The sequence below is a fragment of the Actinoplanes sp. CA-051413 genome, assembly GCF_050955795.1.
Classification (GTDB): domain Bacteria; phylum Actinomycetota; class Actinomycetes; order Mycobacteriales; family Micromonosporaceae; genus Actinoplanes.
Window position 1 is genome coordinate 2,025,586 of sequence record NZ_CP192100.1, and the last position, 22,304, is coordinate 2,047,889.

Below are 22,304 nucleotides of genomic sequence, written 5' to 3' on the forward strand. Positions count from 1 at the left end.
GCCATCCAGCAGCAGGACCCTCCGACACCGACACCGACACCGACACCGACACCGACACCGACTCCGACACAGACTCCGGCTCCGCCGCCTGAGGCGGCCGGCCCGGGTGACGGGCGGGTGCCGGACGTCGGGCTGGATTCCGGTGGGGACGGCGAGTGGTCCGACGACGCGGAGCTGGCGCTGCCGTACTGGCTGACCAGCACCGAGGAGGCCGCCAACACCACGTTCCTGCGGATGCTGCGGCGGTTGCCCCGGCTGCTGCGGTCGGCGTGGTCGCTGGCCTGGCAGGCGAGCCGGCGGACCACCATCGCCGTGCTCACGTTCCAGCTCGCCGCGGGAGTGGCCAGCGCGGTCGGGCTCATCAGCGTGGTCGGTGTCTTCGACGGGCTGCTGCGGGAGGGACCGACGCCGGAACGGGTGCGGGCCGCCGTACCCTCGTTGCTTCTGCTCGTCGGCTCCGCCGCCGTGCGCAGTGTGCTGACGTCGGCCGGGGCGGCGGCCAACGGCCGGCTGTCCCCGAAGGTCTCGCAGGCCGCCCAGATGCGGCTGCTGGACCTGACCACCCGCGTCGACCTGTCCACCTTCGACGACCCGGGCTGGCGCGATGCCATGGAACGGGCCCGCGACCGGGGCATCGACGCCGCCCAGTATCTCGTCGACCGGGCCATCGAACTCGGCACCAACCTGATCGGCCTGGCCGCCGCGGCCGGGGTGCTGGCAGTGCTGCACCCGGTCCTGCTACCGCTGCTCGTGCTCGCGGTGCTGCCGATCGGGTGGGCCGCCGTGCGCTCCGCCCGGCTGCGCTACCGGCGGATGCTGCGGCTCATCGCCGTCTGGCGGCGGCAGCGGATGCTCGCCGAACTGCTCGCCGCCCGGGAGCCGGCGCCCGAGCTGCGGGCGTTCACCGTGCGGGAGTATCTGCTGGCCGAAGTGCGGCGGCTGCTCGCCGTCTCCACCAACGAGGAGATCCGGATCACCACCCGGCAGATCCGCACCAACCTGGCCGGCACCGCCCTGAGCAGCGTCGCCACCGGACTCACCTACGCCACGTTGCTCTGGCTGCTCTGGACCGGCCGGATGGAACTCGCGGTGGGCGGCGCTGCCGCGTACGCGATCAGCATGGGAATCGGCAAGCTCACCGAACTCGCCCACAGCGCCAACCGGGTCTTCGAACAAGGCCTCTACTTCGCCGACTTCCAAGGATTTTGCGACCTGTCCCTGAGCCGCACCGAATCCAGCACGGGCGCCGCGGTGCCGGCGCTGGCCCGGGAGATCCGGCTCGACCAGGTCACGTTCAGCTATCCCGACGCCGAACGCCCGGCGGTCCGCGACGTCAGCATGACCCTGCGCCGCGGCGAGATCATCGCGCTGGTCGGCGAGAACGGCTCCGGCAAATCAACCCTGGCCGGCCTGCTCGCGGGCCTCTTCCAGCCGCAGAGCGGCAGCATCAGCTGGGACGGCGTCGACCTCACCCGCTACGACCCGGAGACCGTCCGCGGCCAGGTCGCGGTCGTGATGCAGGAACCAACCCGATGGCCGCTCTCCGCGCGGGCCAACATCACCATCGGACGGTACGACCACAGCGTCGAACCCGAACGCGTGCTCGGCGCGGCCCGGGCCGGCGACGCCCACGAATTCGTGATGGAACTCGCCCGCCAGTACGACACGCTGCTGTCCCGGCACTTCACCGACGGCGCCGACCTCTCCGGCGGACAGTGGCAGCGGCTGGCGGTGAGCCGGGCGTTCTACCGCGACGCGCCGCTGCTGATCTGCGACGAACCGACCGCGAACCTCGACGCGCGGGCCGAGCACGACGTGTACCAGCGGCTCCGGGAGCTGGCCGCGGGCCGTACCGTCGTGCTGATCACCCACCGGATGGCCAGCGTCCGCGAAGCGGACCGGATCTTCGTGCTCGACCACGGCGAGGTGGTCGAGGAAGGCGACCACGCGACGCTGATGGCGGCTGACGGGATCTACGCGCAGCTGTTCTCGTTGCAGGCGAGCGCGTACCAGTCGGCGTCGTAGGTCACATCGCGGCGGGGTGCGGGGCGTGCCAGAGTTGGCTGGTGGACACCACCGGGCTGATCGTTGTTGCGGCGGTTCTTGTGCTGGGCACGGTGGCCGGGTTGTGGCGGCGGCGGACCGATGGGCGGTTCGTTTCGGGCTCATCGGTTTCTGCTGGGGCGGGCGGTGGGGGATCGGCCTTGGCCGCGCCGGGGGCGGGTGCTGAGCGGTCGGCGGAAGGCGGGGCGGTGGGCAACGTCATCGGCTCGACCGGTCTATCGGATGGGCTCTCCTCTGGGCGCGACGTCGGCGTGGGCGGACGCGACGCTGGTTCGTCTGGGCCCGACGCTGATTCGTCTCGGGACGACGCCGGCTCCGGTGGGCGGGACGTTGAGGCGGAGCAAGTCGTGACCGCGGATCCTGGTGCGGCCGGTCAGTGGATAGATCCTGCCCTGCTGGCGCAGCTGGGTGTCCAGCCCGCGCAGGCCACGCTGCTGCAGTTCTCGTCCGCCTTCTGTGCGCCGTGCCGGGCTGTCCGGCGGGTCAGCGGTGAGGTCGCCGCCCTGCTCCCCGGTGTGCGGCACGTCGAGGTGGACGCCGAGAGCCACCTGGACGCGGTCCGCGCGCTGGGCATCTGGCGTACCCCCACGCTGCTGGTCCTGGACGCCGAGGGCCGGGTGGCCAAGCGCGCCACCGGCGTACCGGGGAAGGCCCAACTCATCGCCGTGCTCGGCGACCTGCTCCCAGCCACCTGACCTGGGAATCTGCACCTCCACGGCGGTGATGGGACTCACCAGGACGACGGCCGCCGGCCGTGTCACGCTCAGCGCATGCAGCTTGACCCGCGTGGGCCACGGTTCGCCGCGGCGTTGACCACCCTCGTCCTTGTCATCGTCCTGGCGACCGGGTGGGGCTGGCTCGCGCTGGTCCAGACCGCCGTCTTCGCGATCACCGCCGCTGATCCGCGCCGCGGGCCTTACGCCCTGCTCTACCGCTTCCTCGTAGCGCCCCGGCTCGGGCCGGCGACCGAGCGGGAGGACGCCGCGCCGGTTCGGTTCGCGCAGCTGGTCGGTTTCGCCTTCCTGGCTGTCGCTTCGGTCGGCTACCTGTCCGGTGCCCCGGCTGTCGGCCTGGTGTTCGCGGGGTTCGGCCTACTGGCGGCCTTCCTCAACGCGGCCTTCGGCCTCTGCCTCGGATGCGAGGCCTACCTCGCCGCGCGCCGGCTGACCGCCCGCCGCGCCTGACGCTCAGCTCGGACGCGGTGCCGCCCCACGGCTCGTCGTCTGCGGCTTGTGGCGCTGCTGCTCACCGCCTGCGGCACCGCCTGCGGCTTGCGGCACCGCCTGCGGCTTGCGGCACCGCCTGCGGCTTGCGGCACCGCCTGCGGCTTGCGGCACCGCCTGCGGCACCGCCTGCGGCTTGCGGCACCGCCTGCGGCTTGCGGCACCGCCTGCGGCACCGCCTGCGGCTTGCGGCACCGCCTGCGGCTTGCGGCACCGCCTGCGGCTTGCGGCACCGCCTGCGGCACCGCCTGCGGCTTGCGGCACCGCGTGTCGCCGCTGCTCGCGGTCAAGGGCCCCCGCTCGCCGCTTGCCGCCGCGCTTGCCGCCCGGGAACTCCCGGCTCGCCGCCAATCTGCCTCGCGGCCTCGTCGCGCGCCTCACCCGTCCTACCCAAGGCCCGTTGCTCGCTCACGTGAGGTGGTTGAGGTCAACCTTGTTCCGGGTCGGCTGGGGCGTCGAGGGCGCCCGGCGATTGAGTAGACATATCGCCCACCCGGGTGGCTCTGCCTAGCTCGACAGGGCTGAAAATAAGTAGCGCCCGGAAACGCCCAAGATGCCGTATCCGTGCCCGGAAAGACAGATCCGCCCGCCACCCTCAGCGAGGGTGACGGGCGGATGCCGTGAGCAGATCAGAACTTGGGAGCGTCCGGAGCCTCCAGCAGACCCAGTCGCAGCGCCGTCATCAGCGCCTGGGCCCGGTTGGCCGCGCCCAGCTTCTCGTACAGCTTGGAGATGTGGGTCTTGGCCGTGGACTCGCTGACGAACAGCTGCTTGGCGATGCCGGCCACGCTCATGCCGTCCGCCAGCAGGCGCAGGACCTGGCCTTCGCGGGGCGAGAGCTGCGGGCCCGATGGTGCCAGGCGTCGCTTCATGGCTTCGGCGAGGTCGGCGGCGGTGAACGCGCTCGGTGCCGAGGCGGCGTGCCGCGCGGCGGCCACGACCTCGTCGGCGGGGGCCGTTTTGGGCACGAATGCGCTGGCCCCGGCCTCGAGTGCGCCGAAGAGCTGGTCGTCGCCCGCGTACATGGTGAGCACCACGATGCCCATGTTGGCGTTGTTCTTGCGCAGCGCGCGGGTGGCCTCGAGGCCGCTGCCGTCGGGCAGCCGCAGGTCCATGATGACCACGTCGGGCTGCAAAGCGCCGGCCTGCCGGACTGCTTCGGCGGCCGTGGCCGCCTCACCGACGACCTCGAACTGCCGGTCCCGCTCGAACGCGTGCCGCAGCCCCTTACGGATCAGGTCGTGATCGTCGACGAGCAGCACCTTGGTGCGGGTCGTCGGCATCGGACTGGTCGACATGCTCGGGTTACTCCCCTTCTGGTGCGGAAACGCTATCCCGCACGCTATCGCGCCGGGCGGAGGTTCCGAGCACTACCGCAACGGTTGTCCCGCTGGGGTGTCGCGGCCGGATCTCCAGTCGGCCCCGGATACGTTCCGCCCTCTCGGCCATGATCGCAAGGCCGTAGCGGCCGTCCGGACGATCATCGGCAAATCCCTTGCCGTCGTCGGTGACCTCGATCTGCGCGTACGGCGGGTCGACCGTGCACGTGACCCACAGGTTGGAGGCGCCGGCGTGCTTGCGGGCGTTGGTGATCGCCTCCTGGGCGATGCGCAGCAGCTCGGCCTCCGTGGCGGCGGGCAGCCGGGCGGTGGACTCGTCGAACGTGAAGTGCACCCGCAGCCCGGCCGACGTGCCCAGGGTGCGGGCGTACTCGGCGATGGCCGCGGCCAGGCCGCCGTTGCGATCCACCTCGGAACGCAGCTCGAACAGGCTCAGCCGCAGCTCGGTGATCACCCGGGTGACCTCGCCGCGCAGCGTGCGCAGCTCCTCGGCCGTCTCGTCGGCGCCCTCGGGCAGGGTCGCCTGGGCGTTGTCGATGCCGTACCCGACCATGACCAGCTCCTGCGCCACCCCGTCGTGGATCTCCCGGGCCAGCCGCTGACGCTCCTCATTGGTCGCCAGCGACCGCACGTCGTCGAAGAGCAGCGCGGCCTCGAGCCGCAGCGCGGCCGGGCCGGTCACCTCGGTGACCCGGGCGACGACCGCCGACGGGTACGCGCTGGGCACGTCGGCCTCGAGGATCACCAGGCCGATCGTGCGCACCCCGGCGACCAGCGGCACGACCAGCGACGAGGCGTCCCCGCCCTGGTGGGAGCGGGCCTGCGAGCGTGAGGCGGTCTGCGGCTGCTGGGAGGCCCAGGCGTCGGCGATCGCCGAGTCGGCGTCGAGGGTGACCTCCCAGTCGACGCGTTCGGCGCCGGTCTGCGCGAGCACGACCAGCCGTCCGCCACCGCTGGCGGACAGCACGGCGGCCCGGTGACCGGGCGCGACCTGGCGGAGCTCCTCCAGCAGGTGCTCGGAGATGCCGCCGGGGTCGAGCGTGGCGCCCGGCAGTGAGCGGGCGACGCTGCGCAGCTGGGTCAGCAGGCGGGTCGCTTCCGCGTACGGTTGCGGTTTGTTCTCCACCGGGGTCATGAGCTGGCGCATGGTGTCGGCCGCGAAGGTGATGATCGCGCCCAGGATCAGCCATTGCCCGCACGCGGCCAGATAGCCCGGCTGCAGGATGACCGTGTCGCCGTGGCCGACGACGAGCCCGCCGGCGACCATCGCGACGGTCGCGACCCCGAGCAGCGCGGCGCCCTCGGTGGCCCGGCGCTGCAACCCGGCGGTGAGCAGCGGGACGACGAGGTAGGGCAGGATCGCCTCCGCGCCGAAACCGGCGGCGATGGTCCCGTTCGCGGCCACGGCCACGGATCCGGCGGCCAGGCCGACGACCGCGGCCTCGGCGAAGCGCCCGATCGGCGCGGCGATCCGATGATCCGGCGCGAACAGCGCCGGCAGAGCCGCGACCAGCAGCAACGCGATCCAGCGGAGCTGGCCGGGATCCCGGGTGGCGATGAGGGTGAGCGCCGCGACCAGGGCGAGCACGACGAGGCGGGCCGCCACCGCGAGCGGATGGACGCGCGTGGGGACGCTGGCTGAGGCTGGCACGTGACGGATCGTAGCCGCACCCTCCGACACCATCGCATCCGCGACCCGGCGGAGATCGGTGGCCGCAAGGCCGGGAGTCGCAAGGTCAAGGGCCAGATCAAGAGCTTCATGTCGTAGGTCCGTGCGGGGCCCGGGCCGTCGCTCACGCCGAGAACGGCCTGATTGCATGGGGCGGACCGCGGTGGCTGCGCCGGGCGGTCCCGCGACAGGTGGCGGTGCGGAACCGGTCGGCGACGGGCGGTGCCCGGTCGCCCGGATGTGGGCTCGTACCGGGTAGCCTGCCAGCCATGGCGGACACCTCGACGCAGTCGATCCAGGTCCATGCGCCCCTCGCTCAGGTGGCCGCGGTGATCTGCGACTTTCCGCGCTACCCCGAGTGGGCGGACGCGATGAAACAGGTCGAGGTGCTCGAGGAGTACGAGGACGGGTACGCCGCCCAGGTCCGGTTCGTCATCGACGCGGGACCGCTCAACGACGACTACACGCTCGACTACGCGTACGCGGAGGATCTGTCGCGCATCGAGTGGCACCTGGTCGCACCCTCGAAGATGCAGCGCACCCTCAACGGTTCGTATGACCTGGCCGACAACGGCGACGGAACCACGACAGTGACGTACATGCTGGAGGTGGAGCTCTCCATCGGCATGCTCGGCATGTTCCGCCGCAAGGCCGAGAAGATGATCATGGACACGGCGCTGAAGGAACTCAAACGCCGCGTCGAGAGCCTCGCCAAGGCGTAGCCGGGCAGCACGTCCGGCCGCGCCGCACACGCGGTCGCGAGCAGGGGAGCAGGACAATGGCAGAGCCCACAGGTACGGCCCGCCAGGAGGCCGAGAAGCTGGTCGCGACGGTTCTGGCCATGGCGTCCCAGGCTGGTCTGGGCGGCCCGCCCAAGGACCGCGACCCGGCTGCCCCGACCGGCCTGACCGGCTTGACCGACAGGCTCTCCGGCCTGATGGACCAGTTCCTGGGCGGCGCCCCGGACAACCAACCGGCCAGGCCGAGCGAGACCACCGACCGCGGCCACCCCACCGACCCGCGCGAAGCGGGCTCGGGCGTGGCCGCCGACTCGCGCGAAGCGGGCTCGAACGCGGCCACTGACCCGCGCGAAGCGGGCTCGGGCGTGGCCACCGACTCGCGCGAAGCGGGCTCGGGCGTGGCCACCGACTCGCGCGAAGCCGGCTCGAACGCGGCCGCCGGCCGGCGGGAAGCCGGTTCCGGCGGCGGTGATCGACACGCCACCGGCTCACCGCAGACCGGTGCGCGGGGCGCGGCCGAGCGCGGCCACGGAATGCCGGGTGCGCGGGGCGCGGCCGAGCGCGGCCGCGGAATGCCGGGTGCGGGGGGCAGCGACGAGCCGCGGGGCGGTGCTCCGGCAGACAGCGATCAGCCGGGTTTCGACTGGCGCGAGGCCTACCAGCACACGCTCGACTCGCTGGGCGCGCAGGCGCGGCAGGCCGCCGGTCGGCAGCTGTGGGCGGGTGCCACCCGCTTCGGCGGCTGGTCCACGGGCAGCGCGGAATGCTGCGTGTGCCCGATCTGCCGGGCCATCGCCGGAGTGCGCAACCCGACCCCCGAGCAGGCAGAACGCCTGGCGACCGGCGCGGGCGACTTCGCGAGCGGGGTGGCGAGCCTGCTCCGGGCCTTCTCGACGGTGACCGGCACGACCGGCACGTCGACCCACCGCAAGCCACCGCCGCGCCCGACGACAACGCCGGACCAGGCCTGGTCGACGGCGACCCGCAGGGCCAAGCCGGCCGACACCACCCCGCCCGACTACGAGGTCCGCGAGACCGACGACCCGTGGACGGCGGCAACCCGCGCGCCCCGCCCCGAACCGGCAGCGCGAGCCACCGCACCGGAAGACCCGACGGTCGGGACAGCAGCCGAACAAGCAGCCACCCAGACCGACGCAACCGGCCCTGAAACGGCTCCCAGCGAGCCGGCAACCTCACCGTCGTCGAGGTCAGGTGACCCCTGGGCGGCTGCCACCCGCACCTCCCGGCCACCCACCCGACCAGGCACCGCACCCGCCCCGACGTCCCGCCCAGCACGGAAGAAGCCCGATGCGGCGTCGGCCGAGGCAGATGCGTGGGTCGTGACGCCTGGCGGGTCCGTCTCGCACCCCGCACCCGGCGCTGAGAGCGCAGACCAGGAGCGTGCTGCCACTCGTTCGCCCCGGCGGGCCGACCAGGCCGCACCGGGCCGTCCATCCACGGAGGCCGCCCCCACTGCGGCCGCGCAACCCACCACCGACCGCCCCGGAAGCACCCACCCCGCCCCGGTCCAGGACTCCGCTGCTGCGGTTGATCAAGCCAGTGCGCGTACCGGAAAAAGGCCTCAAGAAACCGGAACCCCGACCCCCTCCGGACCCCCTCCTCTGCCTGACAATGGTCCCGGCTCCCCGCGACGCGTGACGGGGGCCACCGATGTCTGGGCGGCGGTTACCGCCGCAAATGGCGACACTGCCGGTGATACCGGCGTGGCGCATACGCCCAGCGTGGATCATGATGTTCCGGGCACTGCGCCGGCTGCTGAGGCAGCCGAGGGCCGTGGTGCCGGTTCGGGCGACGACGCCCGTCCCGGCGACGCGGTGTGACACAACAGAGGGGACGGGCAGCGTGACGCTGACCATCGGAATCGACGTCGGCGGCACGAAGGTGGCCGGCGGGGTGGTGGACGACCGCGGCGTCGTGCTCGCGCAGACCCGGCGGGAGACGCCGGCCGAGGATCCTGCCGGTACCCGGGACACCATCGTGGCCGTCGCGGCCGAGCTGGCCGCCGCCCATCCGGAGGCCAAGGCCGTCGGCATCGGTGCCGCCGCCTGGATCGACGCCGCCGGGGCCACCGTCCTGTTCGCGCCCAATCTGGCCTGGCGGGACGAGCCGGTGCGGGATTACGTGGCCAAGGCCGTCGGGCTGCCCACCGTGCTGGAGAACGACGCGAATGTCGCCGCCTGGGCCGAGTTCCGGTACGGCGCCGCCCGGCACGCCGACGACTCCATGGTCATGATCACCGTCGGGACCGGGATCGGTGGCGGCATCGTCATCAACGGCGGTTTGTGGCGGGGCGCCAACGGCATCGCCGGGGAGCTCGGGCACATCCAGTCCGTGAACGACGGGCATCCGTGCGGCTGTGGCCGGCTCGGCTGCCTGGAGCAGTACGCCAGCGGCAACGCGCTGGTGCGGTTCGCCCAGGCCGGCGCGCGGCAGGAGCCGGGGCGGGCGACGTTGCTGCTGGAGCTGGCCGGTGGTGATCCGGCGGCGATCGGCGGGCGGATGATCACCGAGGCCGCGCAGGGCGGGGACGGGGTGGCCCGGGACGCGTTCGCGCAGATCGGCTACTGGCTGGGCGTCGCGATGGCCGACCTGGCCCAGGCGTTCGACCCGCAGGTGCTGGTGGTCGGCGGCGGCGTGATCGACGCCGGGGAGCTGCTGATGGGACCCACCGAACGGACGTATCGGGACCAGCTCGCCCAACGCGGGAGGTTTCCGGTCGCCGAGATCAGGGCAGCTGAGACCGGCAACACGGCAGGTGTGCTCGGCGCCGCCGATCTCGCCCGACGTATCTGACCAACGACGAGGGAGCACGCCGTGTCCGGGGTCCCGCTGCGGGTGTTGAGCTACAACGTGCACGGCCTGCGCGACGATCGGGCGGCCCTCACCGGGCTCGTCCGCGACCTCGCCCCGGATGTCGTCGTCGTGCAGGAGGCGCCGCGCCGGTTCCGCTGGCGGCAGAAGTGCGCCTCCCTGGCCAGCGACTTCGGCATGGTCGTGGCGGCCGGCGGGCTGCCCTCGCTGGGCAACCTGCTGCTCGTCAGCCTCCGGGTACGGGTGCACGAGCAGTGGTGCCTGCGTTATCCGCTCACCCCGGGCCGGCACCTGCGCGGCGCCGCGTTCGCCCGGTGCTCGGTGCGCGGCGCCCGGTTCACCGTCTCCGGCTCGCACCTGGCCACCGACGCCCGGGAACGCCCGGATCAGGCGGCCCGCTGGAAGGAGGCACTGGCGGCGGTCGACGGTCCGCTGATCGCCGCCGGTGACCTCAACGAGGGGCCGGGCGGGGGCGCCTGGCGTACGGTCGCCGACGGTCTCACCGACGCCGCCGGTGCCGCCGCCGCGGCCCTCACCTTCCCGGCCACCCTGCCCCGGTTGCGCCTCGACGGGCTCTTCGTCTCGCCGGACATCACGGTCGAGCGGTACGAGGTCGTGGAGACCGATCAGGCCCGCCGGGCCAGCGACCACCTGCCCGTTCTCGCGGAGCTGTCCCTGCCTTCCGAGTAGCTCTCGCTTCTGCGAGGATCTCCGGGTGCCCGACACCCCAGAGATCGCCGACCGGCACGACGCCGTCTGTGTCATCGGCGCCGGCGGCAGTGGCCTCGCGGCGATCAAGAACCTCCGTGAGCAGGGCTTCGCCGTCGACTGCTACGAGCGTGAGACGTCCGTGGGCGGCGCCTGGAACTGGCGGCACGACCGCAGCCCGGTGTACGCCTCGACGCATCTGATCTCGTCGCGCCCGCTCACCGAGTTCCCCGACTTCCCGATGCCCGACGACTGGCCGGACTATCCGCACCACAGCAAGCTGCTCAGCTACCTGGAGCGGTACGCGCAGCACTTCGGTCTCGGCGACAGCATCTGGTTCGGCACCGAGGTCGTCGCGGTGACGCCGGTCGGCGACGGCCGCTGGGACGTCACCACGCGCAGCACCGGCGGCGGCGCCGAGCGGATCCAGCGGTACGCGGCCGTCGTCGTCGCCAACGGGCACAACTGGTCGCCGAAGCCGCTGCCGGTGGACACGACGAAGTACCGGGGGCAGGTGATCCACGCGTCGGCGTACAAGGACCCGGCGCAGTTGCGCGGCCGCAAGGTGCTGGTGGTCGGCGGCGGCAACACCGGCTGTGACATCGCCGTCGAGGCCGCCCAGCAGGCGAGCACGGTCTGGCACTCGACCCGCCGCGGCTACTGGTACGCCCCCAAGTACGTCTTCGGCCGCCCCGCCGACCAGGTCAACGACAAGATGCTGCAACTGCGCCTGCCGTTGTGGCTGCGTCAGTGGATCTACCACCGCACGCTGCGGCTCACCGTCGGCGACATCACCCGGTACGGCCTGCCCGCACCCGACCACCGCCCGTACGAGAGCCACCCGGTGGTCAACAGCCAGCTCGTCTACTACCTGGGCCACGGCCGGATCACCCCGCTGCCGGACGTGACCCGCCTCGAGGGGTCGATTGTGGAGCTGGCCGACGGCCGCCGCGTCGAGCCCGACCTGGTCATCACCGCGACCGGCTATCTGCCCCGGTTCGAGTTCCTGGCCCCGGAGCTGCTCGACATCGACGACGACGGCAAGCCCGATCTGCACCTGCACGCATTCGCCCGCAAGCATCCGACGCTCGCGGTGATCGGGCTGGTGCAGCCGGACGCCGGGCTGTTCCCGCTCGCGCACTGGCAGAGCGTGGCCGTGGCCCGCTGGCTGCGGTTGCGGGCCACCGACCCGGTCCGGGCGGCCGCCGTGCAGCAGCGGGAGTCGACGCGGCCGCTGCGGTCGTGGACCCGGCTGCGGGTGGTGCCGTCGTCCCGGCACTGGTTCGAGGTCAGCCACACCAGTTATCTGCGCACCCTGGAAGATCTGTTGAAGCAGCTGGAGCCGGCATGAGTTCGCAGGTGTTGCGGTTCGCGGACTGGACGTCGCCGGTGCCGCCGGTGCGGCGGGAGGTGCTCAGCGCCGTCCCGGAGACCGCCGAGGACAATCCGCCGGTGTTGTTCGTGCCCGGGCTGGGCCACGGCGCTTGGGCGTTCGCCGAGCACTGGCTGGGGCACACGGCGTCGCGGGGTTTCGCGGCCCACGCGGTGAGCCCGCGGGCGAACGGGTCGCTGCGGGCTTACGTGCACGACGTGGTGCAGGTCGCGGCCGGGCTGCCGCGGCAGGCTGTGCTGGTCGGTCACGGCGCGGGCGCGCTGGTGGTGGCGCACGCTCTCGCGCGGTATCCGGCCCGCGCCGCAGTGCTGGCCTCGCCGGTGCCGGAGGGCTGGTCGGCGCTGGGTGCCGCGTTGCGGGCCAATCCGCTCGGCACGCTGCCCGCACTGTTCGGGGCGGCGCCCCGGCTGAGCCGCAAGCAGCTGTTCAGCGCCGAGCTGGCCGAGGCCGACGCCTACCGGGCGAAGCTCGAGCGCACCCCGGCCGCGATCTACCGGCAGGTGCTGTTCGCGACCTCGCCGGCGGCGCCGGTCGGTGACCCGCCGACGCTGGTGGTGGGCAGCCCGGACGACCGGGTGGTGCCGCGCAAGGCGCTCGACCGTACGGCGGCCCGTTTCGGCGCGGCCCCGCTGCTGTTCCCCGGCATGGCCCATGACCTGATGCTCGACACCAACTGGCCGGAGCCGATCGACGCGATCCTGGACTGGCTCACCAAGGAACTCGCCGGCTGAGGCGCGTCACCGGGCGTCGGCGTAGGCGGCGAACCGGTCGACGAGGCTCTGCGGCGCGTTGTCGTCGAAGCAGAGCGCCAGGTTGTCGGCGGCCTCCCGGGCGGCTTCCGCGCTGCGGGGGAAGAGCTCCTTCTCGTACGCGGAGAGCGCAGCCTCGATGTCGCCGGGGTGCGCGGCGATGGCCGTGCCGAGCTCGGCGCCGTCGAGCATGGCCAGGTTGGCGCCCTCGCCGGCGAACGGGGACATGAGGTGCGCGGCGTCGCCGAGCAGCGTCACCCCGGGCACCCGCTCCCATCGGTGCTCGATCGGCAGGGCGTTGATGGCCCGGGGGTGCAGGGCGCCGTCGGCCTCCGTGATCAGCGCCCGCAGTTCGGGCGCCCAGTCGGCGAAGTGCTCCAGCAGGACCGCCTTGGCCCGGCCGGGGTCGGTGAAGTCCACGCCGGCGATCCACTCCTGCGGTGTGCTGACCGCGGCGTAGACGTGCAGGCTGCCGTCGGTCTCCCGGTGGGCCAGGAAACCCTTGCCCGCGCCGAGCGCGAACAGCATGCCGGCGCCGACCACCGCGGCCGGCCCGGGGTGCCGGGCGTCGGCGTCGAGCAGGTCGATCTCGACGAACGACACTCCCGCGTACGCCGGCCGGGCCTCGGACAGCAGCGGCCGGATCCGTGACCAGGCGCCGTCCGCCCCGACCAGGACGTCGCTGACCACCGTGGTGCCGTCGGCGAAGCTGAGCTCGTGCCGGCCGTCGCCGAGGGCCCGGGCGCCGGTGAGCTTGCGGCCCCAGCGGATGGTGCCGGCCGGCAGCGACTCCAGCAGCATCCGCCGCAGGTCGCCGCGGTCGACCTCCGGGCGGGTGCCGTCACCCTCGTCGGCGTCCTCGAGCAGCAGGGTGTTGTGCCGGTCCAGGACCCGGGTGGCCTCGCCGCCGGGGTGGATGATGGCGCGGAACTCGTCGATCAGCCCGGCCGTGCGCAGGGCGACCTGGCCGTTGTAGTCGTGGATGTCGAGCATGCCGCCCTGGGTGCGGGCGGCGGGGGAGTCGTCGAGCTCGTAGATGGTGGCGGGGATGCCGTGGACGTGCAGGACGCGGGCCAGGACCAGCCCGCCCAGGCCGGCTCCGACGATGGTGACGGTGGGCGTGTGCATGATGCCTCCAGTAGGTACGTGTTCGTAACGAACATGTTCGGAACGGGCACGGCTTGGTCAGCCGGCCGGGGTGCTGCTCAGTCCCTTGACCAGGGCGGTGAAAGCCCAGCGGGTGCGCTGCTCGCCGGTGCCGGAGAGCAGCTCGTCGCGGGTGCGGTGGATGTGCGGATAGGTGCCGGCGTCCGCCTCACGGACGACGGCCGCAAGTTCCTCCTCCTCGCCGGCGGCCTCGGTGGCCTCGTCCCGGCTGCCCTGCTCGGCGGCGACCGCGGTGGCGTGCTGGAGCAGCAGGTCGACACCCCAGGCGGCCTGGCGGACCGGCACTCCTTCGGCGAGCAGGAGCCCGAGGATCGTGTCGATCAGGCGGAGGTAGTGCAGTCCGCTCGGGCGCAGCGTCAGCACGGAACGCGCCAGGCTGGGATACCCGAAGAGCAGAACGGTGTACTCGTACAGCAGGTCGATCAGCTCGCCGGAGAAGTCGAGGTCGGCCAGCAACTCGTCCAGCAGTGCGCCGTGCAGCTCGGCGGTGTTGCGGACGTAGACGTACAGCGAGGCCGGGCCGGTCTCCAGTTCGCTCGCCAGCCGGCGCATGGTGAGCCGTTCCAGGCCCTCCTCCCGCATCACCCGCAGCCCGGTCGCCACCAGGACCTCCCGGCTCAGGGGGGCCTTGGCCGGACGATCGCGGCGGCTGACAGGGACTCGGCGCGGGCTCATGAACACGATCGTAGCGAACATGTTCGTCAACGGCAATGGCGCGCTGTTTGCGCAAGCTGGCCGCGCTACTTGCGCAGGCCGGCCGCCAGGCGCCCGGAGTGGTCCAGGGCGGTGAGGTAGGCGCGCGCCCAGGCCAGGATGTCGTACCGGGTCAGATGGTCGCGCATCGCCCGCATCCGGCGTCGCAGGTCCGCCGGGTCGGCGTCCAGCGCGTCCAGCAGCGTCGCCTTGAGCCCGTCCACGTCGTGCGGATTGACCAGGAACGCGTCCTCGAACTCGGCCGCCGCCCCGGCGAACTCGCTGAGCACCAGCGACCCGGTGCCGGCCGCGCGGGCGGCCACGTACTCCTTGGCGACCAGGTTCATGCCGTCACGCAGCGGGGTCACCACCATGACGTCGGCGGTCAGGTAGAGCGCGGCCAGGTCGGCCCGGTCGAACGGCTGGTTCAGATAGTGGATGGCGGCTTCGCCGACGCGGCCGTACTCGCCGTTGATCCGGCCGACCTCGCCCTCGATCCGGTCCCGCAGCACGCGGTAGCTGTCGACGCGTTCCCGGCTCGGCACCGCCACCTGCACCATCACGGTGTCGTGCACCTTGACCCGGCCGTCCCGCAGCAGCTCGCTGTACGCCGTCAGCCGGTGCTCGATGCCCTTGGTGTAGTCCAGCCGGTCGACGCTGAGCAGCACCCGCCGCGGCCGTCCCAGGTCGGTGCGCAGCTGCTCGGCGTGCTCGACGATGTCGGGGCGGGCGGCCAGCGCCTGCATCTCGCTGACGTCGATCGAGACCGGGAACGCGCCGGTGCGCACCACGCGACCGTCCAGATTGATCTGGTCGTCGGTGGACTGCGCGCCGAGCAGCTTGGTGGCCAGCTGGGCGACGTTGTGCGCGGCCTGCGGGCGCTGGAAGCCGACCAGGTCCGCGCCGAGCATCCCGCGCAGCAGCTCGACCCGGCGGGGGAGCTGCATGAACAGCTCGGGCGGCGGGAACGGCACGTGCAGGAAGAAGCCGATGAGCACGTCCGGGCGCAGCTCGCGCAGCAGCTGCGGGACCAGCTGCAGGTGGTAGTCCTGGATCCAGATCGCGGCGCCGGGCTCGGCCACCTCGGCGGCCGCCTCGGCGAAGCGCCGGTTCACGTCGCGGTACGTCTCCCACCAGCGCCGATCGAAGACGGGCTGCTCGACGGCGTCGTGGTACAGCGGCCAGAGGGTCGAGTTGGCGAAGCCCTCGTAGTAGCCGCGAAGCTCCTCCTCGGACAGTCCCACCGGGCGGATCCGCAGGGAGCCGATGTCGGGCAGGACGGGGGCGCTGTCGATGCCGCCGTTCCAGCCGACCCACGTCGCCGGGGTCTGCTCGAGGATCGCGTGCAGGGCGCTGGCAAGGCCGCCGGGGCTGCGCCGCCACTCGCAGGCACCGTCCGGGGCGGCACTGTCATCCAGCGGAAGGCGGTTGGCGACGACCACGAGCGAGCTCTGGCGCATCCACGAAAGGTTACGCGATGGCTACCGAGAGGAACAACGGCAGTGATCTATGTCCTTCTCCGGGCCTGGTTCAGACCACTGCGCCGTCGTCGAAGTCATCGTCGTCGTCGCCCGAGCGCAGCCGCCAGACCAGCGTCACCGCGCCGCCGACGATCGCGGTGAAGCCGATCAGGGTGACGAAGTTGCGCTCGATCGGCAGCAGCCACGGGAACAGGAAAAGCAGGAAGCCGAGCACCACGCCGAGCACACCGGCGACCGCGTACTTCGAGATGTGCGGCAGCGGCGGCGGAGGTGGCGGGGTGTAGCGCTCGTCGTCCTCGTCGTTGTCGTCGTCATCCGTGCCCGCGCCGGTGCCGAACGTGTCCAGCCCGTCGAGCAGGGACGGCTCATCCGTACGGCGGCGGTTGAGCGAGACGCCCGAGAAGTCGGCGGCCGACGGCAGGGTGCCGCCCGGCCGGCGCGGCTGCTCCGGCGGATCAGCCGGCGGCAGGTCCGGCGCGCGGGTCGGATCCACACCCTCGGACGCCGGCCACGGCGGGGCCGTCGGATCGATCGGAGTGTGGAAACCGGCAACGATCTTGGCCCATTCGGCATCGACGGTGCTCTGGTCGGTGCGGGTCTCGGACTTCGGAGTGACCGGGGTCGGACCCACCCCACCGGTCAGCTTGTGCAGATGCTCGCGGGCCGTGGCCAGATGGGTGCGGTCGACGTAGAGCCGGTCGGTGGGCCGCGCCGGGAACGTCGTGGCGCGCAGGATCGGATTCAGGTCCGCGGACGGCTGCAGGTATGCCGCGATACCGCCGGCGGCCAGCACATCCAGGAGGTGTTCACCGACGCGGGGATCCACGTCGCCCGCGGCCGCGTAGTCGGCCGCGTCGAGCCCGTTGTCCCGCCGCCCGCGGCGGGCGCCACCCGCTGACACCCTGCTCACTCCTCGCTTCGCGCCGTCGCGCGCTGTGCCCGCCCCGTCCGGCGGATTCGGTACCCGTTCAGCTGCGCCCGGCCGACCGTGCCTTGAATGGTGACACGTGACATGCCGGTTCCGGGAGTGCGTTGTGGCGTGCCGCTCCCGCTTCGTACGCTTTCGGTGGCCACAGACCGTGGCGCGCGGGAAAGGACACCGGTGTTCTACTGGCTGCTCAAGTACGTCGTGCTGGGACCCGTCCTGAAATGCCTCTTCCGCCCCGATGTGGAGGGGTTGCACCACGTACCGCGGAGCGGACCGGTGATCCTCGCCTGCAATCACCTCTCCTTCTCCGACTCGATCTTCACACCCCTGCTGGTGAAACGGAGGGTGACGTTCGTCGCCAAAGCGGAGTACTTCACCGGTAAGGGGATCAAAGGCTGGCTCATGCGACAGTTCTTCGTCAGCACGGGGACGATCCCGGTGGACCGTTCGGGCGGCAAGGCGGCCCGGGCGGCTCTGGACACCCAGCTGCGGGTGCTGCGCGGCGGAAACATCGCGGGCATCTACCCCGAGGGGACCCGGTCGCCGGACGGCCGGCTCTACCGCGGCAAGACCGGCGTGGCCCGCCTGGCCCTGGAGAGCGGGGCCCCGGTCGTGCCGGTCGCGCTGCTCAACACCGACGAGATCCAGCCGACCGGCAAACTGATCCCCAAGATCAAGCGAGTCCGCATCCGCTTCGGCGCCCCGCTGGACTTCTCCCGCTACGCGAACTCCCTGGGCGACCGCTTCGTCGAACGGGCGGTGACCGACGAGATCATGTACGAACTGATGACCCTGACCGGCCGCCCCTACGTAGACGTCTACGCCGCATCCCTGAAGACAGCAATCGTCGCCCCTTCTTCGAGTCGCTCGACGTCCGCGTCTGTGGAAAAAACCTGACCCTTTGCGGTACGCGTCCCGGCGTCACCCAACCGCAACACCGGGGCCGGAGTGGCGCAGTACTCGGCCCGGCGGCCGGTCCAGGCCGAGGGATAAGCCGCCGGGCTGGAGTGATGGCGTGTGCGGTCGGCCCGGTGGCCGGTCCCTCGACTGGACCGGCGGCGTGGGTGGGCCGGCCCGGCGGCTGAGCCCTCGGCTGGCTGATGGCGTGGGCGGCCAGGTTCTGGTTCTGTCCCGCAGATCACGCATAGCAGATCCCTCGGCCTGGACCGGCCGCCCAGCCCGGAAGCCGCGAAACTCCAGCCCCGGACGTGCGGTTGCCCGACCCCGGGACGCGTAAGGCAAAAAGGTCCTTACCGGTCCGCCATGCCGGCGCGGCGGCGAAGGGCCGAGACGTCCGTGACCACGATGCGGCGGCCTTCGGTGCGGAGCCAGCCGCGGCTGGCGAACGAGCCGATCGCCTGGTTGACGCTCTGCCGGGAGCCGCCCGCCATCTCCGCCAGTTGGCTCTGGTTCAGCTCGATCGTGATCATCGGGGCCTGGCTCTCCCCGGCCAGCCGGACCAGGGTCTTGGCCACCCGGCCGGGCAGGTCGAGGAAGACGTGGTCGGCGTTCTGCTCGGTGAGGCGGCGGATCAGCGCGCCCACCGAGCGCATCACCGCGTCCAGGATGCGGGGGTTGGAGTGGACCAGGTCGATGAAGGCCACGCGGGACAGGGCCAGGGCCTGGCTGTCCTCGATCGCTTCCGCTGACGCCGAGCGGGTGAGGGCGTCCAGCAGGGAGACCTCGCCGAGCACGTCGGGTGGGCGGACCACGGTCAGGACCGCGCGTTCGCCGGTCGGCGCCGTGCGGAAGACGGCGATCGCGCCGCGGCGCAGGATGATCAGGGAGTCGCCGGGGTCGTGCTCGACGAAGAGGATCTGACCTTTGCGGTACGTGCGTGGCACCGCCGCTGCGATCACCCGCTGGCGGACGTCCGGCTCCAGCCCGGCGAACATTTCCACGCCTGTGAGCGCGTCTCCTTGCTCTGCCAGTCGATGATCCACGGTCAGTCCCTCCCCGATCGGGACCCCCGTGGACACAGTTGTCCGGCGCCGGCCCCACGACGCGAACGATCACTCTTAGCATGAAGAGCCACGTCGACGCCATTTGATACATCCAGCAGACGCGTACGATCATCCCGCTTGCGTAGCTATCTGTACACCCTCTAATCGCCCGGCGTGACTATCGCCCACGGTGTCCGTCGTCATTACGGTCTGTACCGGGATAATCGCCGCCGTGCCGGATGACGACCTTCTTCGATCGACTTTGCGCGACCAGTGGCACCTCGTACCCGCCGAGATCACGGCGCTGCCCGGGGGTCTGCTCTCGCACGGCTGGGACGTGACCGCGGGCGGCGAACGCTTCGTGGCCCGCCTGGCCGACCCCGCCGCGCGCCAGCCGGTCGAGGCCGGGCTGGCTGCCGCCGAACACCTGCGGGGCACCGGCATCGAGGCGGGGGAGCCGGTACGGACCCTGGCCGGCGGCCTCACCGCGGAGACCCCGGCCGGTGCGCTGGCCGTGCTGCGCCGGGCCCCGGGCCGTACGCTCGACGGCCGCGACCCGGTCGACCAGCAGTTCTGGGGCGACCGCCTGGGCGCGGTGCACAGCCGGCTGCAGGGCTTCCACCATCCGGGGCTGCGCCGCTGGAACCTGCTCGACCCGGAGGCGGCGCACCTGGCGATCGAGCCGTGGTTGCGTCCGGCGGTCACCGAGGCGGTCACCGCCATGACCCGGCTGACGGTCACCGACCGGCTCACGTACGGGGTGCTGCACGGCGACCCGGCCCCGGAGATCTTCCTGATCGACCCGGCGACCGGCCGCGCGGGCCTGCTCGACTGCGGTGCCAGCGGCACCGGCCCGCTGCTCTACGACGTGGCGGCGGCCGTGGTCTACGCGGGCGGCACCGACACCTCGGCCGAGCTGCTCGACGGCTACCTCGCGGCCGGCCCGGTCGACGAGGGTGAACTGCACGCGGCGCTGCCGGTCCTGCTGCGGTTCCGCTGGGCGGTGCAGGCCGACTGGTCGGCGCAGCGACTCGTACGCGGCGACGACGGCAACGCCCGGGAGGCACTGGGCCGGGCGAGGCAGGCCCTGGCGGAGACCACCGGCGCGGCGTAGGCAAGGATGTCCGCGATGGCCTACAGGTATTTCTACGACTGCGAATTCATCGAGGACGGGCGCACTGTCGACCTGGTCTCGATCGGCATGGTGGACGAGTTCGGCCGCGAGTTCTACGCGGTCTCGACCGAGTTCGACGACTCCCGGGCGGTGCCCTGGGTGCGCCGCAACGTGCTCGACAAGCTGCCGTCCCCGGCCGACCCGGCGTGGCGGTCCCGCGAGCGCATCCGCGACGACCTGTACGCGTTCATGCGCGAACCGGTCCAGGGCCGCGACGAGCAGATCGAGCTGTGGGCCTGGTACGCGGCGTACGACCACGTGGCCCTGGCCCAGCTCTGGGGGGCGATGCCGGCGCTGCCCCGCGAGATCCCGCGCTTCACCAAGGACCTGCGCCAGAAGTGGGACGACCTCGGCCGGCCGCCCCTGCCGACCGCCGAGGGCCGGCACGACGCCCTGGTGGACGCCAAGCACAACCTGGCCCGCTGGCGGGCGATGGGGGGCTGATCCCCGTTCGTTTCGGGTCCCCCGCTCTGGGCACGTTTTCCTGCGTATCCGACAACGGTGAGGGGATTTGTGATGGCCGAGAAGACCGAGCAGGAGAAGCGGGAAACGCTCAAGGGGCTGGTCAAGGACGCCCGGATCGGCATGCTCACCACCATGACCGCCGACGGGCGGCACGTCAGCCGGCCGATGGCCGTGCAGGACGTCGAGTTCGACGGCGACCTCTGGTTCCTCACCTACGCCGACTCCGACCTGGTCCAGCAGGTACGCACCCACCCGCAGGTCAACGTCTCGTTCAGCGACGACAAGCAGCACGCCTGGGTGTCCATCGCCGGCACCGCCGAGCAGCTCACCGACCGGGCCAAGGCCGAGGAGCTGTGGAACCCGATGCTCAAGGCGTGGTTCCCGGACGGTCTGGAGACGCCGAACCTGACGCTGGTCAAGGTGCACGCCGACACGGCGGAGTACTGGGAGTCGGCGCACAGCTCGCGCGTCGTCACGCTGCTGGGCTACGCCAAGGCCGCGGTCACCGGGAAGACCCCTGACGCGGGGGAGAACGAAACCGTGCAGTTGTAGCGGGGCGCCTTGGTCCGGGCTGCGAGCGGCGACTACAGTGCGCTTGCGGCCCGCCCCATGACCCCGGCAGTGCAGCCGGACGACAGCTTTCTCCTCCGGAGGCGGGCATCTCGCGACCTGATCTCAGGGAGGACGAGCAATCATGCGTATCGGCGTGCTCACCGGCGGCGGAGACTGCCCCGGTCTGAACGCGGTGATCCGGGCGGTCGTCCGTAAGGGCGTCGCCACTTACGGACACGAGTTCGTCGGATTCCGCGACGGGTGGAAGGGCCCCCTGGAGGGCCTGACGAAGCCCCTCGGCATCGCCGAGGTCCGGGGTATCCTGCCGCGCGGCGGCACCATCCTGGGCTCTTCCCGCACCAACCCGTTCAAGATCGACGGCGGCGTGGAGCGGATCAAGGCCAACCTGGCCGAGCAGGGCGTCGACGCGCTCGTCGCGATCGGCGGCGAGGACACCCTCGGCGTCGCGACCAAGCTCAACGACCTGGGCGTGAACGTCGTCGGCGTGCCGAAGACGATCGACAACGACCTCAACGCCACGGACTACACCTTCGGCTTCGACACTGCGGTCAACATCGCGATGGAGGCCATCGACCGGCTGCACACCACCGCCGAGTCGCACCACCGCACCCTGGTGGTCGAGGTCATGGGCCGGCACGCCGGCTGGATCGCGCTGCACGCCGGCCTGGCCGGCGGGGCCAACGTCATCCTGCTGCCGGAGCGCAACTTCGACGTGGAGCAGGTGGCCACGTACGTGACCAAGCGCTTCCAGGTCGAGTACGCCCCGATCGTCGTGGTCGCCGAGGGCGCGCAGCCGCTCGAGGGCCAGATGAGCCTGCAGAGCCAGGAGAAGGACGCGTTCGGTCACGTCCGCCTCGGCGGCATCGGCCAGTGGCTGGCCCAGCAGCTGGAGGAGAAGACCGGCAAGGAGGCCCGTACGGTCGTCCTCGGTCACATCCAGCGCGGCGGCACGCCCACCGCGTTCGACCGGGTGCTCGCGACCCGCTTCGGTCTCCAGGCGATCGACGCCGTCCACGAGGGTGATTTCGGTAAGATGATGGCGTTGCGTGGCACCGACATCGTCCGCGTCCCGCTCGCCGACGGCACCGGTGAGCTCAAGACCGTCCCGATCTCGCGGTACGACGAGGCCGAGGTCTTCTTCGGCAGCTGAGCCGGCGTTCTT

General features: G+C 72.0%; 21 protein-coding genes. 14 read left to right on the forward strand and 7 right to left on the reverse strand.

Annotation, left to right across the window (positions count from 1 at the left end):
• Positions 1–117 precede the first annotated feature (117 nt).
• The 3 genes from ACQP2Y_RS09690 (at position 118) to ACQP2Y_RS09700 (ending at position 3,248) form a co-directional block, all read left to right on the forward strand.
• Positions 118–2,025 carry an ABC transporter ATP-binding protein gene (locus tag ACQP2Y_RS09690; RefSeq protein ID WP_433726514.1) on the forward strand — a complete coding sequence of 636 codons (1,908 nt, stop codon included), beginning with the start codon at positions 118–120 and terminating at the stop codon, positions 2,023–2,025.
• A 386-nt stretch (positions 2,026–2,411) separates the two neighbouring features.
• Entirely contained in the window at positions 2,412–2,759 is a 348-nt protein-coding gene (locus ACQP2Y_RS09695; protein WP_433726516.1) for a TlpA family protein disulfide reductase, read from the forward strand.
• A gap of 75 nt (positions 2,760–2,834) precedes the next feature.
• A complete protein-coding gene (locus ACQP2Y_RS09700) occupies positions 2,835–3,248 on the forward strand; it encodes a DUF4395 domain-containing protein (RefSeq protein ID WP_433726518.1) in 414 nt (137 codons plus the stop codon).
• Between the two features lie 668 nt (positions 3,249–3,916).
• On the opposite strand, the gene ACQP2Y_RS09705 is transcribed toward ACQP2Y_RS09700, so the two are convergent.
• Positions 3,917–4,585 carry a response regulator transcription factor gene (locus ACQP2Y_RS09705; RefSeq protein WP_023359837.1) on the reverse strand — a complete coding sequence of 223 codons (669 nt, stop codon included), beginning with the start codon at positions 4,583–4,585 and terminating at the stop codon, positions 3,917–3,919.
• A 7-nt stretch (positions 4,586–4,592) separates the two neighbouring features.
• A complete protein-coding gene (locus ACQP2Y_RS09710) occupies positions 4,593–6,278 on the reverse strand; it encodes a GAF domain-containing sensor histidine kinase (RefSeq protein ID WP_433726521.1) in 1,686 nt (561 codons plus the stop codon).
• A 287-nt stretch (positions 6,279–6,565) separates the two neighbouring features.
• Between ACQP2Y_RS09710 and ACQP2Y_RS09715 the strand changes: the two genes are divergently transcribed.
• The 6 genes from ACQP2Y_RS09715 to ACQP2Y_RS09740 are packed head-to-tail and all read left to right on the forward strand — an operon-like array spanning position 6,566 to position 12,700.
• The gene (locus ACQP2Y_RS09715; RefSeq protein ID WP_360548179.1) at positions 6,566–7,018 is read left to right on the forward strand and encodes an SRPBCC family protein; all 453 of its coding nucleotides are present in this window, start codon (positions 6,566–6,568) and stop codon (positions 7,016–7,018) included.
• A gap of 56 nt (positions 7,019–7,074) precedes the next feature.
• Positions 7,075–8,877: a hypothetical protein gene (locus ACQP2Y_RS09720; RefSeq protein WP_433726523.1), complete on the forward strand. Its 1,803-nt coding sequence runs from the start codon at positions 7,075–7,077 to the stop codon at positions 8,875–8,877.
• A gap of 22 nt (positions 8,878–8,899) precedes the next feature.
• Entirely contained in the window at positions 8,900–9,850 is a 951-nt protein-coding gene (locus tag ACQP2Y_RS09725) for an ROK family glucokinase (RefSeq protein WP_433726525.1), read from the forward strand.
• A 21-nt stretch (positions 9,851–9,871) separates the two neighbouring features.
• On the forward strand, positions 9,872–10,558 hold the full coding sequence (locus ACQP2Y_RS09730) for an endonuclease/exonuclease/phosphatase family protein (protein WP_433726527.1): 687 nt from the start codon (positions 9,872–9,874) through the stop codon (positions 10,556–10,558).
• Positions 10,559–10,583: 25 nt separating this feature from the next.
• Complete coding sequence (locus ACQP2Y_RS09735) at positions 10,584–11,927, forward strand: flavin-containing monooxygenase (protein ID WP_433726529.1); 1,344 nt, start codon at positions 10,584–10,586, stop codon at positions 11,925–11,927.
• The gene (locus ACQP2Y_RS09740) at positions 11,924–12,700 is read left to right on the forward strand and encodes an alpha/beta hydrolase (protein ID WP_433726531.1); all 777 of its coding nucleotides are present in this window, start codon (positions 11,924–11,926) and stop codon (positions 12,698–12,700) included. Before ACQP2Y_RS09735 ends, ACQP2Y_RS09740 begins: the two co-directional genes overlap by 4 nt.
• A gap of 6 nt (positions 12,701–12,706) precedes the next feature.
• Here the strand turns inward: ACQP2Y_RS09740 and ACQP2Y_RS09745 are convergent, their stop codons facing one another.
• The 4 genes from ACQP2Y_RS09745 to ACQP2Y_RS09760 form a co-directional block, all read right to left on the reverse strand.
• Complete coding sequence (locus tag ACQP2Y_RS09745) at positions 12,707–13,846, reverse strand: FAD-dependent oxidoreductase (RefSeq protein ID WP_433726533.1); 1,140 nt, start codon at positions 13,844–13,846, stop codon at positions 12,707–12,709.
• A 57-nt stretch (positions 13,847–13,903) separates the two neighbouring features.
• Positions 13,904–14,560, reverse strand: coding sequence for a TetR family transcriptional regulator (locus ACQP2Y_RS09750; RefSeq protein ID WP_433726535.1), 657 nt, complete (start codon positions 14,558–14,560; stop codon positions 13,904–13,906).
• 65 nt (positions 14,561–14,625) lie between these two features.
• Positions 14,626–16,038: an alpha,alpha-trehalose-phosphate synthase (UDP-forming) gene (locus ACQP2Y_RS09755; protein ID WP_433726537.1), complete on the reverse strand. Its 1,413-nt coding sequence runs from the start codon at positions 16,036–16,038 to the stop codon at positions 14,626–14,628.
• 70 nt (positions 16,039–16,108) lie between these two features.
• A complete protein-coding gene (locus ACQP2Y_RS09760; RefSeq protein ID WP_433731863.1) occupies positions 16,109–16,960 on the reverse strand; it encodes a DUF308 domain-containing protein in 852 nt (283 codons plus the stop codon).
• Between the two features lie 201 nt (positions 16,961–17,161).
• On the opposite strand from ACQP2Y_RS09760, the gene ACQP2Y_RS09765 reads away from it, so the two are divergent.
• On the forward strand, positions 17,162–17,884 hold the full coding sequence (locus ACQP2Y_RS09765) for a lysophospholipid acyltransferase family protein (RefSeq protein ID WP_433731865.1): 723 nt from the start codon (positions 17,162–17,164) through the stop codon (positions 17,882–17,884).
• A 353-nt stretch (positions 17,885–18,237) separates the two neighbouring features.
• Here ACQP2Y_RS09765 and ACQP2Y_RS09770 read toward each other — a convergent pair whose 3' ends face one another.
• The gene (locus tag ACQP2Y_RS09770) at positions 18,238–18,930 is read right to left on the reverse strand and encodes a Crp/Fnr family transcriptional regulator (RefSeq protein WP_023359859.1); all 693 of its coding nucleotides are present in this window, start codon (positions 18,928–18,930) and stop codon (positions 18,238–18,240) included.
• A gap of 232 nt (positions 18,931–19,162) precedes the next feature.
• On the opposite strand from ACQP2Y_RS09770, the gene ACQP2Y_RS09775 reads away from it, so the two are divergent.
• The 4 genes from ACQP2Y_RS09775 to ACQP2Y_RS09790 all read left to right on the forward strand — a co-directional run bounded on the left by ACQP2Y_RS09775 (position 19,163) and on the right by ACQP2Y_RS09790 (position 22,292).
• Positions 19,163–20,044 (forward strand): phosphotransferase enzyme family protein, encoded by an 882-nt coding sequence (locus ACQP2Y_RS09775; protein ID WP_433726539.1) that lies wholly within the window; start codon positions 19,163–19,165, stop codon positions 20,042–20,044.
• 15 nt (positions 20,045–20,059) lie between these two features.
• Positions 20,060–20,548: a polyadenylate-specific 3'-exoribonuclease AS gene (locus ACQP2Y_RS09780; protein WP_433726541.1), complete on the forward strand. Its 489-nt coding sequence runs from the start codon at positions 20,060–20,062 to the stop codon at positions 20,546–20,548.
• 72 nt (positions 20,549–20,620) lie between these two features.
• Complete coding sequence (locus tag ACQP2Y_RS09785) at positions 20,621–21,121, forward strand: pyridoxamine 5'-phosphate oxidase family protein (RefSeq protein ID WP_433726543.1); 501 nt, start codon at positions 20,621–20,623, stop codon at positions 21,119–21,121.
• A gap of 142 nt (positions 21,122–21,263) precedes the next feature.
• Positions 21,264–22,292 (forward strand): 6-phosphofructokinase, encoded by a 1,029-nt coding sequence (locus ACQP2Y_RS09790; protein ID WP_360548156.1) that lies wholly within the window; start codon positions 21,264–21,266, stop codon positions 22,290–22,292.
• The last annotated feature ends 12 nt before the right edge of the window (positions 22,293–22,304 follow it).

What these genes read in the sequence shown, in the direction of transcription:
- ACQP2Y_RS09700 (WP_433726518.1), top strand. Translation starts at nt 2,835, where the DNA reads ATGCAGCTTGACCCGCGTGGGCCACGGTTCGCCGCGGCGTTGACCACC.
- ACQP2Y_RS09705 (WP_023359837.1), bottom strand. Translation starts at nt 4,585, where the DNA reads ATGTCGACCAGTCCGATGCCGACGACCCGCACCAAGGTGCTGCTCGTC.
- ACQP2Y_RS09715 (WP_360548179.1), top strand. Translation starts at nt 6,566, where the DNA reads ATGGCGGACACCTCGACGCAGTCGATCCAGGTCCATGCGCCCCTCGCT.
- ACQP2Y_RS09720 (WP_433726523.1), top strand. Translation starts at nt 7,075, where the DNA reads ATGGCAGAGCCCACAGGTACGGCCCGCCAGGAGGCCGAGAAGCTGGTC.
- ACQP2Y_RS09740 (WP_433726531.1), top strand. Translation starts at nt 11,924, where the DNA reads ATGAGTTCGCAGGTGTTGCGGTTCGCGGACTGGACGTCGCCGGTGCCG.
- ACQP2Y_RS09745 (WP_433726533.1), bottom strand. Translation starts at nt 13,846, where the DNA reads ATGCACACGCCCACCGTCACCATCGTCGGAGCCGGCCTGGGCGGGCTG.
- ACQP2Y_RS09750 (WP_433726535.1), bottom strand. Translation starts at nt 14,560, where the DNA reads ATGAGCCCGCGCCGAGTCCCTGTCAGCCGCCGCGATCGTCCGGCCAAG.
- ACQP2Y_RS09755 (WP_433726537.1), bottom strand. Translation starts at nt 16,038, where the DNA reads ATGCGCCAGAGCTCGCTCGTGGTCGTCGCCAACCGCCTTCCGCTGGAT.
- ACQP2Y_RS09780 (WP_433726541.1), top strand. Translation starts at nt 20,060, where the DNA reads ATGGCCTACAGGTATTTCTACGACTGCGAATTCATCGAGGACGGGCGC.
- ACQP2Y_RS09785 (WP_433726543.1), top strand. Translation starts at nt 20,621, where the DNA reads ATGGCCGAGAAGACCGAGCAGGAGAAGCGGGAAACGCTCAAGGGGCTG.
- ACQP2Y_RS09790 (WP_360548156.1), top strand. Translation starts at nt 21,264, where the DNA reads ATGCGTATCGGCGTGCTCACCGGCGGCGGAGACTGCCCCGGTCTGAAC.